Consider the following 16198-nt stretch of genomic DNA (forward strand, 5'->3'; position numbering starts at 1 on the left):
ACGCACGAAAATTTTTTCGTGTGTTTCCTCTTTTTTTCGACAAGATCTGCCACAATTGACAGATATAGTTTTTCTCATTTTAGGCAATAGTGATAAAATGAAAGCATGAAAGACATACAGGCAGGTAGGGTGAACAAATTTTGAACATAAAAAAAGCTACAGTAATGACTATTATTCCCATGACGCTTTTACTTTCGGCATGCACTGGAATTCAACTGTCAAAGGATCTTAATCCATTTAAAGAAGGCCAATCTGAAACCCAGCAGGAAAAGCAGAGTTCTGCGGAAGAAAAGCCAAAAGAAGAAACCGCTCAGTTCCAATTAGAAGAGCAATTTTTCAACAAGATTCAAGAAGTCAATGGAAAGCCGACGATTACAAATCCCGAGAATCGAATGGTGCTCGTGAATAAGGAATATTCTCTTCCTTCTGCATATGAGCCCGCTGACCTTGTTGCTCCTAAGGTGGCGTTCTCATTTGGAGATACAGATGTACCGCAGCGTTACATTCGTAAAGAAGCAGCCATTGCCCTTGAAAAAATGTTTGCACAGGCAACAAAAGAAGGTATTGAGCTATTTGCAGTATCCGGATACAGGTCGTATGAACGTCAAACCGGCATTTTAAATGTTGAGAAAGCACTTAAAGGCGATGAAGTGGCACTTGAAACAGTTGCTCTTCCAGGTCAAAGCGAGCATCAGACCGGCCTTGCAATGGATATTACAAGCAGAAGCGCCGGTATGGATATAACCGAGAAATTCGGAGATACGCCAGAAGGAAAATGGGTTAAGGAGAATGCCCATAAATTCGGCTTTATTATCCGCTATCAAAAAGGAAAAGAAGATATTACACAGTTTGCATATGAGCCATGGCATTTGCGCTATGTAGGAGTAAATGAAGCAGCGGAAATCTATAAAAACGATCTGACGCTTGAAGAATTTTTTGCTGAAGTGAAGAAAATGTAATGAGTCATCCTGATCTTGATCTGTTGAATTATGACCTGGATGTCATCTTCATTGGGTTTAACCCGAGTTTGTATTCAGCTGAAGTCATGCATCATTATGCAAGTAAAAGCAATCGTTTTTTGGAGAATTCTTTCTCATGCAGGAATAACGGACAGGCTTTATTCGCCTAGTGAAGATTTCAAGCTTCTTGAAAAAGGATTTGGTTTTACTAATATCGTCCACAGACCAACGAAGTCTGCTGCGGAAATAACAGCCGAAGAGTATCGTGAAGGCAAAAAAGTGCTATTGAATAAGCTGATGTTCTATCAGCCGAAAATAGCCTGCTTCGTCGGTAAAGGTGTTTATTTATCCTATAGCGGAAAACAGAAAGCAGATTGGGGTCTGCAGCCCGATTCAGCAGCTAAAGGCGTTATGGAATTCACTGCCCCTTCTTCAAGCGGACTGGTGAGAATGAAGCAGGATGAGATTGTTGATATCTATAAAGGTTTAGCTAATTTGATCAAAGAAAAGCAGTCATTCATTTAATAGTGAAAAGACTGCTTTTTTTGTTCATTCATTTACTTACCAGAACAGCAAACCGCCTAAAACCACGCCTGTTACAAACGCTAAGCCGATTCCATAAGGATAACCATAGCCATAGCCGCCGTAGCCGCCGTAAAATCCCATGCCGAAACCGCCGCGCCCGCGTCCTCCAAAGGGCTGAATATAAACCTTTTGCCGAGTAACATTTGTAATTCTGCCAACATGCTGATTTCCAAATCGATCACTGATGCGGACAACTTTACCATGGTACTGACAGCAAAGGTTATAATAATTTTGAGACAAATTTTTTTCCTCCCTTCAACCTGCTTCCTCATAATCTATGAAAAATAAGGGAGAAGGGTTTGTACGTATACCCCCGATATGCTTTATTTCATACATCTGAAAATGCGAAATTGAACGGCGAGATAATAGGCTTCACGGAGTTTTTCGTGCTCAGCAAGCATGTCAAAATAAACGGGATCAAGATTTTCTGACATATCAAACTCTGTTGTCGGTTCATCTTCTTCTATTATAAAGTCATCTTTTGTGCGGACTTCAATTTTTTGAAAGCCTGCTGATTTTATTGCGGACTTCCACTCCTCTTCATTAAATAGATGGTGAAACTCGTAAAATGACTGAATTTTTTCCTTTAGTTTGCGGTCAGTCTGATCTGCAGCTGTCACTTCAATCGCGAGAAGAACACCGTTATCTTTCATTACCCGGTTCAGTTCTCTCAATGACTGAACAGAATCTGTGAAGCTCAAAACAGACTCGCAAAAAATGAAGTCAAATTGTTTTTCTTTGAATGGAAGGTTCTCGACTGATCCTTGTACAAGGCATTTATCTTCTTTTAATCTGTTTTTTGCTTTTAAAAGCATAATGGGGTCAATATCTAAACCGGTCACATTATAATTAAGCGATTTTAGAAACTGCAAGGTTTGGCCGGTTCCGCAGCCAGCGTCAAGAATGGATGCTGATACAGGAATCATTTCAAGTTCGATGATCTCCTTTGTCAGCATGAAACCGCCTGGATGGGCACCCCCAACTCCAAGTTGTGCAAGTAAATCAAGATAGCCAGGCATTTGCATGAACTCCTTTCAAACTAAATTATGCGGTTTTCCATCTTCCTATGAAGTTGATTCTCCAAATTTGTCCGAAAATCATTAAATAAAATTGAATTTTAAAACACTGAGAATGGTTTCAGCTTTATAGTAAATACTGTTTGAAGGACCTAGGATTCGCTGTGTTTTTAGTTGACGTTTTTGTTTTCGTTACTCATAATGATTACATAATGAGGGTGGTGTTAATTTGTTTAAAAATAACAATGTGAAATTTCTGTTTGCAATCCTTTTAACTGCCATCATTAGCGCAGGTATTACGTTTGCGGTCGTTCAGAAAGACAGCGGCCTGAGTCAGGCGCAGGGGAAAAGCGATGACCCCTTTGAAAAGCTTTATTCTACATACGACACGCTTAAAGGCGAATTTTATCAGGATACAAATCAGGAAAAACTTGTAGACGGTGCAATTAAAGGAATGCTTCAATCTTTGGATGATCCGTATTCAACTTATATGGATCAGGAGGAAGCAAAGGGCTTCAATGAGAATATTTCATCATCTTTTGAAGGAATTGGTGCCGAGGTTCAAGAATCTGACGGGAAAATTATGATTGTTTCTCCTATTAAAGGTTCACCCGCTGATAAAGCCGGCCTTAAGCCAAAAGACAAAATTCTGAAAGTCGATGACAAAAGCGTTGAAGGAATGACAGTCAACGAAGCTGTTATGCTGATCCGCGGGGAAAAAGGCTCAAAGGTTCAGCTCGTTATAGAACGTGACGGTGTCGGAGAGCTCGATTTTAATCTGACAAGAGATACTATCCCTTTAGAAACAGTTTATACAGAGGTTGAAAGCGGAATTGGCAAGGTTCAGATTACAAAGTTTTCAGAAACGACCGGAAAAGAACTGGCTGATGCTTTAAACGAGCTGAATGATCAGGAAGTGAAGGGACTTGTGCTTGATTTAAGACAAAATCCAGGCGGTCTGCTTGATCAGGCGATTGCAATGAGTGATATTTTCGTCCCTAAAGGAAAAACCATCATGCAAATCGAAAACAAAGATGGTTCAAAAGAAGTTCAAAAATCCCAAAATGATTCTGCCGTGAATGTTCCAGTTGTCGTTGTTGTAGATAATGGAACCGCAAGTGCTGCAGAAATTATGGCCGGTGCTTTGAATCAATCTGCCGGTATTCCAATTGTCGGAGAAAAAACGTTTGGGAAAGGGACGATCCAAACAGCCAAAAGCTTTGAAGACGGATCCTCGATTAAATACACGATCGCGAAATGGCTGACGCCTGACGGATCATGGATTCATAAAAAAGGAATCGAACCGCAGCATAAAGCAACTCTTCCGGCATATGCAAATCTTCCATATTTAAATCCAGATAAAGAATTAAAGCAGGGAGATTCATCTGCTGAAGTGAAAGTAGCTCAGCAAATGCTTGAGGCATTAGGCTACAAAAATGTAAAAACAGACGGATTTTATGAAGAAACAACAAAAAATGCTGTCACAGAATTTCAAGCAAAGAACAGCCTGAAATCTACTGGAACTATTAGTGGAGAAACAACGATTAAAATGCTTGAAACGCTGCAGGCACAGCTGAAAGAAAATGATACTCAGATGGAAGAAGCTATCAAGGTATTAAAGGAACAAATGTAGAGAAAAAAGGACTTAAAAGCGCAGACTTCATTGTCTGCGCTTTTTTCCATAATAAGGAGTTTTTTCTTTAATAGGAAGGGTATAGGAATAATGGAAAAACAACCGGATATGAGTTGACTTTCAAATTGAAACAACCTATAATTAATTTTGAATTCGAGATATATGGATTGAAGATAGTTGTTCTCGAAAATAACGAACATTACACGAGGAGAGATCGGAATGTCAAATGTGAAATTAGCTGTCATTTACTACAGTTCTACAGGTACGAACCACAAGCTTGCTGCTTGGGCTGAAGCTGGAGCAAAAGAAGCTGGCGCCGAGGTAAAAGTGCTTAAAGTTCCTGAGCTTGCACCGCAATCAGCGATTGATTCTAATCCTGCATGGAAAGCGCACCTTGAAGCGACAAAAGATGTTCCTGAAGTTACATTAAATGACCTGGAATGGGCAGATGCCATCATTTTCAGTGTCCCGACTCGATTTGGTAATGTTCCTGCTCAAATGAAGCAATTTTTTGATACAACCGGCGGACTCTGGTTTCAAGGAAAGCTTGCCAATAAAGTAGTCAGTGCCATGGCTTCTGCAAGCAATCCCCACGGCGGTCAGGAAGCAACAATCTTAAGCTTATACACAACGATGTATCACTGGGGAGCTATTGTAGCCGCACCGGGCTATACGGATCAGTCTCTATTTGAAGCAGGCGGGAATCCGTACGGTACCTCTGTAACAGCCGATCAGGACGGAAATTTAAAAGAAAATGTTGAAGCAGCCGTGAAGCATCAGGCTAAACGAACTGTTACAGTTGCAGAATCCATTAAAAAAGGCATGCAATAACACGAAAAAAACGTTAATGAAAATAAAAAAAGGGTTTGGCTTACATGCCAAACCTTTTGCAGGAGCGATTAACCATGAAACACATTTTTGAAAAAGGCAAAAACCGCAATCGAACATTACTGCTGCTGCATGGAACAGGAGGGGATGAAAATGATCTTATTCCGCTCGCTAAACATATCGATGCAGATGCTAATATTTTAAGTGTAAGAGGAAACGTTCTCGAACATGGAATGCCCCGCTTCTTCAGAAGATTGGCAGAGGGCGTATTTGATGAAGAGGACCTGATTTTCCGAACAGGTGAATTACATGACTTTTTAAAAGAAGCAGCTGAAAAGTATTCATTTGACCGTTCAGAACTTGTTGCAGTCGGCTATTCGAATGGCGCCAATATTGCAGGAAGCTTGCTATTCCATTATGAAAACTCTTTGAAGGCGGCTATTCTTCATCATCCAATGGTACCAAGGAGAAATATTGAAATCCCATCATTAAGCGGAACACCGATTTTCATTGGTGCAGGCATGAATGATCCGATCTGCCTGCCTCAGGAAACACGTGATCTCGCAGACATCCTGAAAGCAGCCAATGGGGAAGTAGTTATACATTGGGAAAACCATGGTCATCAGCTGACGTCATCTGAGGTAGAGGCTGCAGCTGCTTGGTATGATTTAAATTTAAGATAAGTTATGCATCAAAAAGGAGTGCCGGCTTGAAGTGACCCCTAAAAGTTAGACACATAATTTCGTTAAGCTACTTGTTGGGCAAGAGTCCGGTATTGTACCGGGCTCTTGCCTTTTAATTTTGTCTTAATTCGTTTGTGGTTATAGTAATGGATGTACTTCCTTAGTTCTTCTTTAAAATGTTCCACATTTTTAAAGTCTTGGTAAAAAAGGAATTCTGATTTTAGAATGCCAAAGAAATTTTCAATGACCGCATTGTCGTAACAGTTCCCTTTACGAGACATGCTTTGAGTGATGTCCTTTTTCTTCAAAGCCAGACGGTATTTCTTCATTTGATAGTGCCATCCTTGATCCGAGTGAATGAGTAACGTATCTTCTTTGCGCATTTTTCTTAGGGCTTTATTTAACATACTCGATACAAGGGAATAGGTCGGTCTAGAGCCAATCGTATAGGTGAGAATTTCGCCATTGTATAAATCTAGCATAGGTGAAAGATACAGTTTTTCTCCAAATAATTTGAACTCGGTAATATCGGTTACCCATTTCTCATTCGGCTTGGACGCCTTGAAGTTCCGATTTAGCACATTTTCGGCAACCTTGCCTGCTTCACCTTTGTACGACCGATATTTCTTTATGCGGACTAGGCACTTCAATCCTAGTTCTCTCATAAGTCGATAAACTTTCTTATGATTAACATGCAGTCCTCGGTTGGCTAGCTCAGCACGAATACGCCGGTACCCGTATCGGCCTTTATGTTCATGAAAAATGTCTTTAATCGCCGTTTTTAATTCAGCATCTTTATCTGGGCGTTCAAGCTGCTTCGTCAAATGGTAATAGGTACTGCGAGGAATACCCGCAAGCTTTAAGAGTGATTTCACCGGGAATTCCTGCCTCAATTCATAGACTACTTTCGCTTTGTCTTGTTTGGTGATTTTTCTTTGTTCTGAACTAAGGCATTCAACTTTTTTACATAAGCAAGCTCCATACGTAAACGTTCATTTTCAGCCTGAAGAGCTTCAATAGAACCTGTCACTGGTTCTTTTATCTCGCTTACTTTAGGGTTTTCTTTTTTCATCGATGACCGCCCCTTTTCCCTTGGAATAAGGCCGTCCACTCCTTGTGTGTCGAATAACCTCTTCCATCGATTAATCGTAGAGGGAGATTGAATTTTAAAGATCGCAGCTGTCTCACTGAGGGACGTCCCGTGTTCGTTCATATAGGTAAGTACCTTTAGTTTATCGTCCAAAGAATAGGTTGTATATCGTTTTTTAAACGCATTTTCTCCGTTATATTGATACTGCTGGATCCACCTGTGAAAAACCCCATGAGCTACTCCTATGGATTTTGCGATCGCTTTGTGTCCTTCAATGCCATTAAGATATCGCTTAACGGCATTTACCTTTTCCTGTTCTGTAAATTTAGCCATAAAAAAACTGCACCTCCAAATGTTAGGTCGTGTCTAACATTTGGGGTGCAGTTCAGCTTGGCACTCCTTTTTGATGTACTTAATTATGCAGTTCCGTTTCGTGGTTTCTGGCTCACCGCCAGAACAGATCCGCCATAAGATTCAAACCCGGACATCTAAGTCTTTCGGGGCTAAACGGTGGGTTCCGCTATTCTAGTTATTGAGCTTTATACGCGCCATCAAGCAATACAGCTTGGCCAGTCACGCCTTTTGCTTTGTCACTTACTAAGAAAACATCAAAGGCAGCGATTTCATCAACTGATAACAGCCGTTTTTGCGGTACAAGAGGATAGATGACCTCTCCCCAGCACAATTTCAAGCTCTACATTTCTTGTTTTAGCATGCTGCTTAAGCTCCTTTGGCAGATTTACCTAACATTAAATTCCCTCCAAAGGATATAAATAAAACAAAAACCGGCAAAGATTTTCCTTTGCCGGTCTGCTAATTATAAAAATGTGCTCAATTCATCGATGCTGATGCGTGAGCTTTGGTGTGCAGGTTTAGCTGCTTTACCGATAGAGATGAGCATAACTGGTGCATAGCGGTCTTCAATTTTAAATGTTTCAGACAGCTGCTGAGCATTAAAGCCGCCGATTGCACATGTATCAAAACCTTTAGCTTTTGCAGCAAGCATAAGCTGCATAGCTGCAAGTGAGGCATTGCTGAAAGCAGCATCACGTGCGTAAATCGGATTTTGATAAGCGCCATTGATTTGGCCTGCAAGTGTTTCTTTAATTTCTTCTTTCATAAAACCTGCTTCTACAAGCGGATTATAAACTTGATTTGTGTTCTTATTTGCTTCAAGATCGCCCAAAATGGCAACTACTGCAGAGGCTTCAGTAATTTGGCTTTGGTTATAAGCAATAGGAAGAAGTCTTTCTTTAGACTCATTACTATGGAAAACCATGAAGTTCCAGTGCTGAAGATTCCATGCAGATGGAGCCTTTCCAGTAATCTCAAGAATTTCTCTGAGTTGATCTTTGCTGATTTTTGCAGATGGATCATATTTGCGCACAGAGCTGCGTTCAGACATAATAGACAAGATACTTTCTGTTGTAGATGTTGACATGTGAAAAACCTCCATTGTTGAATATCGTTTATAAATACGTTATAATATACAAAAAGTTACAGGCTAACTTTTCGTAAGTTAAGTGTTTGACTTTTGTTATCATAAAATGATTAAGAATATATGTCAAGAAAAAAGACGGTAAAGGAGATTCAGGATGGAATCTAATTTATGTCCCAAAATGGAAAAAGCATTCGGATTTTTAGGGAAAAGATGGACAGGTTTAATCATCCATGTCTTGTTAGACGGACCTAAACGATTTAAGGATTTAACAGATACCATTCCTAGTATTAGCCAAAAAATGCTTGTGGAACGATTGAAAGAATTGGAATCGGCGGGCATTGTACAGCGGGTTGTCATTCCTGATACACCAGTAAAGGTCACATATCAGCTCACAGAAATGGGGCACTCTCTAGAAAAAGTAATGAAAGAAGTGAAAGAATGGGCTGATCGCTATTGCTTTGAGGAGGGGAAAAAGGAATGAACCGAACAGTCATCATTACAGGCGGTTCCAACGGGATAGGGGAAGAACTAGTTAAACAGTATGCTGCTAAAGGGGACAAGGTTATTTTTGCTGATATTGATGCAAGAAAGGGTAAAAGCATTGAAAGTAATTATGAAAACACTTATTTCGTTCAAACGGATGTAAGAAATGTTCAGGACATTAAACAGTTAATTCAAGAAGCAGAACGTACAGCCGGCAGAATTGATATCTTAATTAATAACGCGGGAGTCTCCAGATTTAAATCCCCCTTTGAGCTGACTTTGGAGGATTGGGACGATGTTATTAACACGAATTTAAGAAGCACGTTCTTCTGTTCAAAAGAGGCAGCGAAGGTGATGAGAAAGAATTCTGCCGGCGGTTTTATTGTAAATATCGCTTCTACACGGGCATCGATGTCAGAACCGGGATCAGAAGCTTATGCTGCTACAAAAGGCGGAATTGTTGCGCTGACCCATGCGCTTGCCGCTTCCTTTAGTGAAGAGCGGATCAAAGTGAACAGCATTTCACCTGGTTGGATTGAAACAAAGGATTACGAGAACCTGAGACAGATCGATCATGATCAGCATCTTTCAAAACGGGTAGGCACGCCTGCTGATATTGCCAAAGCCTGTTTTTATTTAACAGATCCTGAAAACGACTTTGTAACAGGCTCTAATATTGTCGTAGATGGCGGGATGACAAGAAAAATGATATATGAACATTAAAGACTGCCTGGCCATAGGCAGTCTTTTTTTGTAACTTTACCATTATACTCGGGTATGTCAAACAGTTTGCCGGACTTTGTTAATCAGGAGAAAATGATTGGAAAAAGAATATTTTCGATGGTGAAGGAAAATCTCTAACCGATTTTGTTTATGAATATTTGGTATCTTCTGTATCTGAAATCTTCATAATTTCGTTTGAATTCATATAACCGGGGTAAAGAACGAATAAATAAGCTTGAAAGGAATGAGTTGAAATGCCTTGGACAAAACAAGATTACCCAAATTCAATGAAAAACCTTCCTGATGAAACCCGTGAAAAAGCAATTGAGATCGGAAATGCCTTGCTTGATGATGGATATGAAGAGGGGCGGGCCATTCCGATTGCCGTTTCACAGGCAGAAAAATGGGCAGACAATGACACGTATAAAGATGAATATCTCTTGTTGTCAGATGAAGATGGATGGATGCTAAGAAAAGAGGGAAATAAACGTGCAAGTTATCGATTTGAGACAAAACAGGAGGCTCTTGCAAAGGGAAGAGAGCTTGTGAAGAAAAATAATTGCACGCTGGTTGTCCATCTGAAAGACGGCTCAGTTGAAAGCAAAATAAATGAATAGAGGAATGCTTTTTCACTAAATCCATTTTCCTCAAGATATTCGCCCACTCCAAAACCTTTTAGGTGAATACCCTTATAAGGTAAGTGATTTATGGAGGAGGGGAATGCATGTACCCGTACTATGCAGCACGAGGCTACCGCAGCGCAGGAAATAGAGGACCTTTCTTTTTCGGATTTGGAGCTCCGTTTGTAGGAGGCTTATTGGGAGGATTTCTTGGAAGTGCCCTTTTTAACTATCCAAGACCTTATTATTATCCGCCGCCACCGCCGGCTCCATTTTATGGAGGCTATTCAGGACATGGAGCAGGCGGATATCCTGGTTATCCGGGAGGACCATATCAAGGAGGAACATATCAAGGAGGACCATATCAAGGAGGACCATATCAAAGTGGTCCGTATTAAAAAGAACAATATAAAAAGCATAATAGAAATGGACCAGAGCAGGCTCTCTGGTCCATTGTTTTTTAATAAATCTTTTATTTGGATAGATAAATTTAAAAATAGATGAATGATGGAAACAGGTAGATAAAATCCCAAAATCGGTTTATAAATTACAGAATTCAGCACATACGCAGCCAAAATTCCACACAGTCTGTTAATTTTGAGTTATTTCAATCTCGGATATTTGCAGGTCCTCATTCTTATGAAGCTTTATTTCAAGAATTCCATTCCGGTAAGATGCTTTTGTACCTTTACGCTTAACTAGGGAAGGAAGGACGAGTTTTTTCTGTTCACCCATTGAAGGGAAGTTCAAAATGAAAAGCTGATTGCTGCTGTGCTGTATTCGAAGATTTTCAAGCTGTTCTTCTGAAGCCTGCACTTTGACGAAGATGTGGTCGTTCGTTTCAAATAGCTCTGTACTGCCCTGATTTGCAGGAGTATGTTTGTTGTTATCCGCCATATTTCCTGCCATATTGCCCTGAAAAGGGAACTGCTGGGGAAAGCCCTCGCCGAAAACATTTCCCATGACATTTTGAATATAGTCTTCAACATTTTTAGGGTTCATATTTTTAAAAGTATCAGGCATTTGCCCGGATTGATTAAATGGAAAGTTTTTTTTCCAGGGAAACATGATGTTCACGCCCTCTTTTGCAGTTATAATTCACTATATGTATAAGGATGGGTCTTGGTTAAGTTTTTTTTCTTGTAGAAGACCTTGTATCGGGATTATAATGAGCATGGAGTTTTGAAAAGGAAGGTGCTGTAAAATGGAGCAAAGAAATTCAGATACATATCGCACAGGCCTGATGCACACAGCATTAGCCTATTTTTTATGGGGTATCCTTCCGGTTTATTGGAAGCTGATCGATCATGTCGGGGCTGAAGAAATCCTGGCACACCGAGTGTTTTGGTCATTTCTTTTTATGATGAGCCTGATACAGATTAATAAACAGTGGGCTCAGCTGCTGGAAGTTTGCAAAAGAATGCTGAAAAAACCTCTGCTCCTGGTTTCACTCATCCTGTCATCGTTTCTGATCAGCATTAACTGGTTCCTCTACATATGGGCCGTTAATAATGATCATATCCTGGAAACGAGCTTAGGGTATTATATTAATCCTTTAATCAGCGTTCTCCTTGGTATGATGTTTTTAAAAGAACGGCTCAATAGATGGCAATATGCTTCATTCATCCTTGCTGCGGCGGGTGTTCTTTTCATGACGATGCAATATGGCAAGTTTCCATTTGTAGCGATCATTCTTGCATTGAGCTTTGGTTTTTACGGTTTAACCAAAAAAGTGACCAAATTAAATGCTTCAATTGGACTTACACTTGAGACAATGATGGTCATGCCTGTTGCCCTGATTTATTTAGCAACGATTGCAAATAAAGGAGAGTCCGCTTTTTATGAATGGAGTTTAGGAACGAATGCATTCTTAATCGGAGCGGGAATTGTAACGGCGGTTCCATTGCTGCTGTTTGCAAAAGGAGCACAGCATATTCCTTTATTTATGGTTGGAATTCTGCAATATATCGCACCAACCATCACCCTCTTACTTGGTGTTTTAATTTATAAAGAATCGTTTACGAGTACAGAAATCATTACATTTTCCTTAATTTGGTGTGCACTTGTGCTCTTTTCCTTTTCACACGTAAGAGGAATGAAGGAAAATGCATGGAAGCTGAAAAAAAAGAAAACGATGGAAATGTAAAACAGCCTGCCTTGTGCAAGGCTTTTTTCTTTCATTGAAATGATTTTTCAGTATACAATAAGAGAGTCAGGAAAGGGATGATGACAGAAGATGACGGAGAACCGCAAGCTTTTAGAGGTATACCGGAAGCTTTGGTCAAATCGGCAGCTTGAGGTCAGTGGTGATGACATGCAGACACTTCTCGGCGCCATTAAAATTGAACTGCAGGATGAAATGACGCATCCGCGCCTGCGGAAAAATACAGAGCAGAAGTTTTTTTCAGCAGTCAAACGGATTTCAATGGCAAGGCTCGGCAATCAGGAAAAGATGACCTTGATTGACCTGCATATAAAAGTGTATGAAGAAATCAAACAATCTACATAAAAAGGAGCAGAAAGATGGTCCCCATTACGAAAGATGAAATTCAGAAACATTTAGACGTTCTCGTGAATAAGGAAGTTTATGTTCACCTGGAAACGACGACAGGCGCTTATTCTGCCCACATGAATGAAAATAATATGACAGTTGTGGCTTTTATCAGAAATGCAAAAGTTTCCTTTGACCAGGCAAAGATTACCGGACAGGGTCCATTCCGTGTCGGACTCAAAATTGATCACGGGTGGATTTATGCAGAAGGCCTTACAGACTGGGTGTACAATGAAAAGAATCAGCTGCTGATGGCAGGGCATGACCGCGAAGGAAAGCTTGCCATTGCGCTTCAAATCAGCGAGACCCCGTTTGCAGAGTAGAAAGGGAGAATGAAAATGAGAGAGCATGTATTAGTTGTTCTGCCTCACCCGGATGACGAATCATTTGGAGTTGGGGGTTTAATGTCATTAAAACGTAAAGAAGGAATTCCTGTTACTTACGCCTGCGCAACACTTGGCCAGATGGGAAGAAACATGGGAAATCCTTTGTTTGCAAACCGGGAGATCCTGCCTGAAATCCGTAAAAAAGAACTAAGAGATGCATGTGATGCACTTGATGTTCAGGATTTAAGAATGCTTGGTCTGCGTGACAAAACACTTGAATTTGAAGACATCGACCGTTTTGCAGATATTATTGAAGAAATCATTCAAGAAGTGAAGCCAACCCTTGTTGTCACGTTTTACCCTGGACATGGCGTACATCCTGATCATGACGCTACAGGTGCTGCAACCATTCGCGCAATAAGCAGAATGCCATCTGAAGACCGCCCTGAGACATACTGTGTTGCCATCACAAAAAACCGGGCAGAGGTGCTTGGTGAGCATGATGTCACAATTGATATCTCAAGCGTAGCCGAAATGAAATTAAATGCATTGCGCGCTCATCGCAGCCAGACAGAAGGTATGCTTAAGCAAATGGAAGAAAAGTTCAAAAACAAAGAGCCAGAAGTCATGCATTGGGTGGAGCAGGAGATTTTCTGGACTTATAAATGGGATGACTGATAAAGAGAAGTCGTTCGATCATAATAAACGAGTGGGAAATCACTCGTTTTTTTGTGCCGGAAATACGCTATAAAAAAGATGATCTCTATATATTAGAGATCATCTTTCTTAATTTTATAGGTTTATCCTTTTTGTTTTTCACTAAGCGTATATACCTTATTTTGAATAAACCACAGCCTTGTAGACAAAGCCAGTGCGGCAGCGGCAAGGCCTGCTATCAAGCCAATCCAGTACCCGAAAGCCATGAAAGATGTATTGTTTGCGAGCAAATATCCCGTTGGAAGTCCTATGATCCAGTAAGAAACAAGCGCCATCACCAAGGTGACATTAACATCTTTATAGCCGCGCAGCGCTCCCTGAATAGGGGCGGCAATGGCATCTGAGAGCTGAAAGAAAATCGCATAGATCAAAAACTGAGCTGAGAGCTTTATGACAATGCCTTCATTTGTATAGATCGCTGAAATTTCACTTCTTAAGAAATAGATGACCGCTGCGGTAATAAGCGACAGGATAATAGCCATGACAATTCCTAAATAACTGTACTGCTTTGCATCCCTGTATCGTTTCGCGCCAACTTCAAATCCGACGACAATTGTAAGCGCCATTGAAATGCTTAGTGGAAGCATATACAGAAGGGAGGCAAAGTTGATGGCGATTTGATGGGAGGCAATCGTGACCGTGTCGTAATTGCTCATTAATAAGGTAACGGCTGCAAAAATACTAGTTTCAAAGAATATTGCGATTCCTATAGGGATTCCGATTTTTAATAGACTTAGCCAGGCTTTTGCAGAAGCGCTGTACAGTTTCTTGAAAATACCGTAGTCCACAAAAGGCTGCTTTTTCACAATGACAAAAACGGAAATCAGAAAAATACACCAGTATGTAATGGTTGAAGCAACACCTGATCCCACTCCGCCGAGAGCAGGAAAACCGAACTTCCCAAAAATAAAAAAATAATTAAATACAACATTGATGGGCAGAGATAATAATGTGATGAACATTGTTATTCTCGTAAACCCAAGAGCATCAATAAAGCAGCGCAAAACATTATATGCAAAGAGAGGCAAAATTCCAAAAGCCAAAGCAGCCAGATAATATTTAGCCGTCTCTCTGACATGATCCTCCAGTGTCATTGAATTTAATATTGGATCAATGACAAAAATACCGATAACTCCCACTATAATAGACAGCAATACAGACAGGTACAAGCCTTGAATAACTGTAAAAGGGATTTTCTCCTTCTGCTTTGCACCAACATACTGTGAAACAATCGGAGTTACTGCGAGCAGGATACCGCTTAGTCCGGTATAGACAGGCACCCAGATGCTTGATCCAATTGCAACACCTGCAAGATCTCCGGGGCTTACTTTCCCTGACATGGTCGTATCAAAGAAATTCATTGAATAAAGAGAGAGCTGCGTAATCAAAATCGGCAAAAGGATGAGAGAAAATTGCTTGCCTTTCTCCCAAAGAGTAAAGGTTTGTTTCATGTTAAATATCCTCGTTTTCGTAGAGTAACGAAAGAATTATAACATGAAAAATGGATCTCGTGACTATTTCGACTTCTCCTCAAGCTCTTTTTTCTCGGGCTTAAACATTTGATAATAAAAATAACTTAAAATCATCACACCTAATCCAGAAAAAAGGTATTGAAAAATTTTAACTGCCGTCATAAATCAAACCTCCGTAACGCAGCTGGATTTAAGCTGCTATTTTAAGACTTAGCGAAAGAATGAAAATGCTGCGCTTTGATGTTCAGCTCCAGCGCATAACACCTCAGTCAGAACGGCTCCGACAAAAAAGTTTTCCATCAGAACCTTATTTACCTTTTCGTGCTGACCAAGGAGCTTCCGCTTTTCTAGTAGTATGAACCTCAAATGGAAAATTATTGCATGGAATGCGGAGATTTTTCAAACAATAAGAAAAGCGATGTTAAACGGGGAGAGGAGCTGAACGTTGTGAAAAAAGAAATAATTGATCCCATTAAAAAACACATTTATGACCAGCTGGGAAACATCATTAATGAATCTCAGCAGCTTATGAATACTCTTTATGAGAAAGACCATTGTCTGCTTTGTGAGCTTGAAGATTTGCATACGATTTTTCAGCAGCTGCAGTCGCAGGCATCGTCCTTTTACTTGGAGTCTTATTTATCAGAGTACACTCCGCATTATGCATTACTCTCAAAAGTCATTCAGCATCTTTCTGCTCATAAACATGGAGGTTTGATTGTGATAGAGAGAAAAGACCGAGTTGCCTCTTTTCTTCAAAACGGTGTGCCGATTGATGCTTATTTATCTGCGTCGTTGCTTGAAAGTATTTTTTATCCGGGGAATCCTCTCCATGATGGAGCAGTGCTTGTTTCTGGTACAAAAATCATTTCTGCAGCAAACGTACTTCCGCTTTCTACTAAAACCGCAGATGCCAAGATTGGTACGAGGCACCGGGCTGCCCTTGGCATAACAGAATCAACAGATGCCATAGCGCTTGTCGTATCAGAAGAAACGGGGAAGATGTCATTTGCCATAAATGGCGGGCTGTACCCGTTCAGCTCTGAATAAATGCTTTTCATATTAAAAATA

At 40.4% G+C, this 16198-nt stretch carries 19 protein-coding genes and 2 pseudogenes; 14 read left to right on the forward strand and 7 right to left on the reverse strand.

Translation table 11 applies throughout. The features are described from left to right. Nucleotides 1-146 precede the first annotated feature (146 nt). Nucleotides 147-959: a M15 family metallopeptidase gene (locus QFZ72_RS13255; protein ID WP_307439752.1), complete on the forward strand. Its 813-nt coding sequence runs from the start codon at nt 147-149 to the stop codon at nt 957-959. Then, nucleotides 959-1484 (forward strand): annotated as a pseudogene (locus tag QFZ72_RS13260) (mismatch-specific DNA-glycosylase). The gene QFZ72_RS13255 and the pseudogene QFZ72_RS13260 overlap by 1 nt, the downstream one beginning before the upstream one ends. A 36-nt stretch (nt 1485-1520) precedes the next feature. Here QFZ72_RS13260 and QFZ72_RS13265 read toward each other — a convergent pair. Together QFZ72_RS13265 and QFZ72_RS13270 are read right to left on the reverse strand one after the other, a co-directional pair. After that, a complete protein-coding gene (locus QFZ72_RS13265) occupies nt 1521-1784 on the reverse strand; it encodes a hypothetical protein (protein WP_307433972.1) in 264 nt (87 codons plus the stop codon). 83 nt (nt 1785-1867) lie between these two features. Further along, a complete protein-coding gene (locus tag QFZ72_RS13270; protein WP_307433974.1) occupies nt 1868-2563 on the reverse strand; it encodes a class I SAM-dependent methyltransferase in 696 nt (231 codons plus the stop codon). Nucleotides 2564-2789: 226 nt separating this feature from the next. Here QFZ72_RS13270 and QFZ72_RS13275 point away from each other — a divergent pair, with 226 nt between their 5' ends. From QFZ72_RS13275 to QFZ72_RS13285, 3 genes are all read left to right on the forward strand, one after another. Next, nucleotides 2790-4193: a S41 family peptidase gene (locus QFZ72_RS13275; protein ID WP_307433976.1), complete on the forward strand. Its 1404-nt coding sequence runs from the start codon at nt 2790-2792 to the stop codon at nt 4191-4193. A gap of 219 nt (nt 4194-4412) precedes the next feature. Next, entirely contained in the window at nt 4413-5024 is a 612-nt protein-coding gene (gene wrbA / locus QFZ72_RS13280) for an NAD(P)H:quinone oxidoreductase (protein WP_307433978.1), read from the forward strand. Nucleotides 5025-5098: 74 nt separating this feature from the next. After that, nucleotides 5099-5704 (forward strand): alpha/beta hydrolase, encoded by a 606-nt coding sequence (locus QFZ72_RS13285; protein WP_307433981.1) that lies wholly within the window; start codon nt 5099-5101, stop codon nt 5702-5704. Nucleotides 5705-5766: 62 nt separating this feature from the next. Here the strand turns inward: QFZ72_RS13285 and QFZ72_RS13290 are convergent. From QFZ72_RS13290 to QFZ72_RS13300, 3 genes and pseudogenes are all read right to left on the reverse strand, one after another. Beyond that, nucleotides 5767-7127, reverse strand: a protein-coding gene (locus QFZ72_RS13290) for an IS3 family transposase (RefSeq protein ID WP_307433983.1) whose coding sequence is annotated in 2 segments (ribosomal slippage) — nt 5767-6671 and nt 6671-7127 — 1362 coding nt in all. Because the reading frame shifts where the segments join, the coding sequence is not laid out codon by codon here. A gap of 196 nt (nt 7128-7323) precedes the next feature. Further along, nucleotides 7324-7510: pseudogene (locus QFZ72_RS13295) on the reverse strand (SDR family oxidoreductase); the annotation flags it as partial. A gap of 101 nt (nt 7511-7611) precedes the next feature. Then, entirely contained in the window at nt 7612-8235 is a 624-nt protein-coding gene (locus tag QFZ72_RS13300) for a nitroreductase family protein (protein WP_307433984.1), read from the reverse strand. 154 nt (nt 8236-8389) lie between these two features. Here QFZ72_RS13300 and QFZ72_RS13305 point away from each other — a divergent pair, with 154 nt between their 5' ends. The 4 genes from QFZ72_RS13305 (at nt 8390) to QFZ72_RS13320 (ending at nt 10459) form a co-directional block, all read left to right on the forward strand. Continuing rightward, nucleotides 8390-8716 carry a winged helix-turn-helix transcriptional regulator gene (locus tag QFZ72_RS13305; protein WP_252200698.1) on the forward strand — a complete coding sequence of 109 codons (327 nt, stop codon included), beginning with the start codon at nt 8390-8392 and terminating at the stop codon, nt 8714-8716. After that, nucleotides 8713-9441, forward strand: a complete 729-nt coding sequence (locus QFZ72_RS13310) for an SDR family NAD(P)-dependent oxidoreductase (protein WP_307433986.1) — start codon at nt 8713-8715, stop codon at nt 9439-9441. Before QFZ72_RS13305 ends, QFZ72_RS13310 begins: the two co-directional genes overlap by 4 nt. 254 nt (nt 9442-9695) lie before the next feature. Continuing rightward, a complete protein-coding gene (locus QFZ72_RS13315; RefSeq protein WP_307433988.1) occupies nt 9696-10058 on the forward strand; it encodes a DUF2188 domain-containing protein in 363 nt (120 codons plus the stop codon). A gap of 107 nt (nt 10059-10165) precedes the next feature. Continuing rightward, nucleotides 10166-10459: a hypothetical protein gene (locus tag QFZ72_RS13320; protein WP_307433991.1), complete on the forward strand. Its 294-nt coding sequence runs from the start codon at nt 10166-10168 to the stop codon at nt 10457-10459. 193 nt (nt 10460-10652) lie between these two features. Here QFZ72_RS13320 and QFZ72_RS13325 read toward each other — a convergent pair whose 3' ends face one another. Then, entirely contained in the window at nt 10653-11129 is a 477-nt protein-coding gene (locus tag QFZ72_RS13325) for an Hsp20/alpha crystallin family protein (RefSeq protein ID WP_307433993.1), read from the reverse strand. A gap of 136 nt (nt 11130-11265) precedes the next feature. Between QFZ72_RS13325 and rarD the strand changes: the two genes are divergently transcribed. The 4 genes from rarD (at nt 11266) to bshB2 (ending at nt 13616) form a co-directional block, all read left to right on the forward strand. Further along, nucleotides 11266-12207 (forward strand): EamA family transporter RarD, encoded by a 942-nt coding sequence (gene rarD, locus QFZ72_RS13330; protein WP_307433995.1) that lies wholly within the window; start codon nt 11266-11268, stop codon nt 12205-12207. A 90-nt stretch (nt 12208-12297) separates the two neighbouring features. Further along, nucleotides 12298-12570 carry a hypothetical protein gene (locus tag QFZ72_RS13335; protein ID WP_307433996.1) on the forward strand — a complete coding sequence of 91 codons (273 nt, stop codon included), beginning with the start codon at nt 12298-12300 and terminating at the stop codon, nt 12568-12570. 14 nt (nt 12571-12584) lie between these two features. Then, nucleotides 12585-12935, forward strand: a complete 351-nt coding sequence (locus QFZ72_RS13340; RefSeq protein WP_307433997.1) for a YojF family protein — start codon at nt 12585-12587, stop codon at nt 12933-12935. 15 nt (nt 12936-12950) lie between these two features. Continuing rightward, entirely contained in the window at nt 12951-13616 is a 666-nt protein-coding gene (gene bshB2 / locus QFZ72_RS13345; protein ID WP_307433998.1) for a bacillithiol biosynthesis deacetylase BshB2, read from the forward strand. A 122-nt stretch (nt 13617-13738) separates the two neighbouring features. Here bshB2 and QFZ72_RS13350 read toward each other — a convergent pair whose 3' ends face one another. Then, nucleotides 13739-15106, reverse strand: coding sequence for an MATE family efflux transporter (locus QFZ72_RS13350; protein WP_307434000.1), 1368 nt, complete (start codon nt 15104-15106; stop codon nt 13739-13741). Nucleotides 15107-15508: 402 nt separating this feature from the next. Between QFZ72_RS13350 and cdaS the strand changes: the two genes are divergently transcribed. After that, nucleotides 15509-16177, forward strand: a complete 669-nt coding sequence (cdaS, locus tag QFZ72_RS13355; protein WP_307434001.1) for a sporulation-specific diadenylate cyclase CdaS — start codon at nt 15509-15511, stop codon at nt 16175-16177. Nucleotides 16178-16198: the final 21 nt, after the last annotated feature.

Origin of the sequence: Bacillus sp. V2I10, assembly GCF_030817055.1 — a bacterium.
Taxonomy (GTDB): Bacteria; Bacillota; Bacilli; order Bacillales; family Bacillaceae; genus Bacillus_P.

Bases quoted from the DNA above. Each gene is read 5' to 3' on its own strand.
- wrbA (WP_307433978.1), top strand. From the start codon at position 4,413: ATGTCAAATGTGAAATTAGCTGTCATTTACTACAGTTCTACAGGTACG.
- rarD (WP_307433995.1), top strand. From the start codon at position 11,266: ATGGAGCAAAGAAATTCAGATACATATCGCACAGGCCTGATGCACACA.
- QFZ72_RS13300 (WP_307433984.1), bottom strand. From the start codon at position 8,235: ATGTCAACATCTACAACAGAAAGTATCTTGTCTATTATGTCTGAACGC.
- QFZ72_RS13310 (WP_307433986.1), top strand. From the start codon at position 8,713: ATGAACCGAACAGTCATCATTACAGGCGGTTCCAACGGGATAGGGGAA.
- bshB2 (WP_307433998.1), top strand. From the start codon at position 12,951: ATGAGAGAGCATGTATTAGTTGTTCTGCCTCACCCGGATGACGAATCA.
- QFZ72_RS13320 (WP_307433991.1), top strand. From the start codon at position 10,166: ATGTACCCGTACTATGCAGCACGAGGCTACCGCAGCGCAGGAAATAGA.
- QFZ72_RS13350 (WP_307434000.1), bottom strand. From the start codon at position 15,106: ATGAAACAAACCTTTACTCTTTGGGAGAAAGGCAAGCAATTTTCTCTC.
- QFZ72_RS13340 (WP_307433997.1), top strand. From the start codon at position 12,585: ATGGTCCCCATTACGAAAGATGAAATTCAGAAACATTTAGACGTTCTC.
- QFZ72_RS13325 (WP_307433993.1), bottom strand. From the start codon at position 11,129: ATGTTTCCCTGGAAAAAAAACTTTCCATTTAATCAATCCGGGCAAATG.
- QFZ72_RS13315 (WP_307433988.1), top strand. From the start codon at position 9,696: ATGCCTTGGACAAAACAAGATTACCCAAATTCAATGAAAAACCTTCCT.
- QFZ72_RS13285 (WP_307433981.1), top strand. From the start codon at position 5,099: ATGAAACACATTTTTGAAAAAGGCAAAAACCGCAATCGAACATTACTG.
- QFZ72_RS13270 (WP_307433974.1), bottom strand. From the start codon at position 2,563: ATGCCTGGCTATCTTGATTTACTTGCACAACTTGGAGTTGGGGGTGCC.
- QFZ72_RS13305 (WP_252200698.1), top strand. From the start codon at position 8,390: ATGGAATCTAATTTATGTCCCAAAATGGAAAAAGCATTCGGATTTTTA.
- cdaS (WP_307434001.1), top strand. From the start codon at position 15,509: ATGGAATGCGGAGATTTTTCAAACAATAAGAAAAGCGATGTTAAACGG.
- QFZ72_RS13335 (WP_307433996.1), top strand. From the start codon at position 12,298: ATGACGGAGAACCGCAAGCTTTTAGAGGTATACCGGAAGCTTTGGTCA.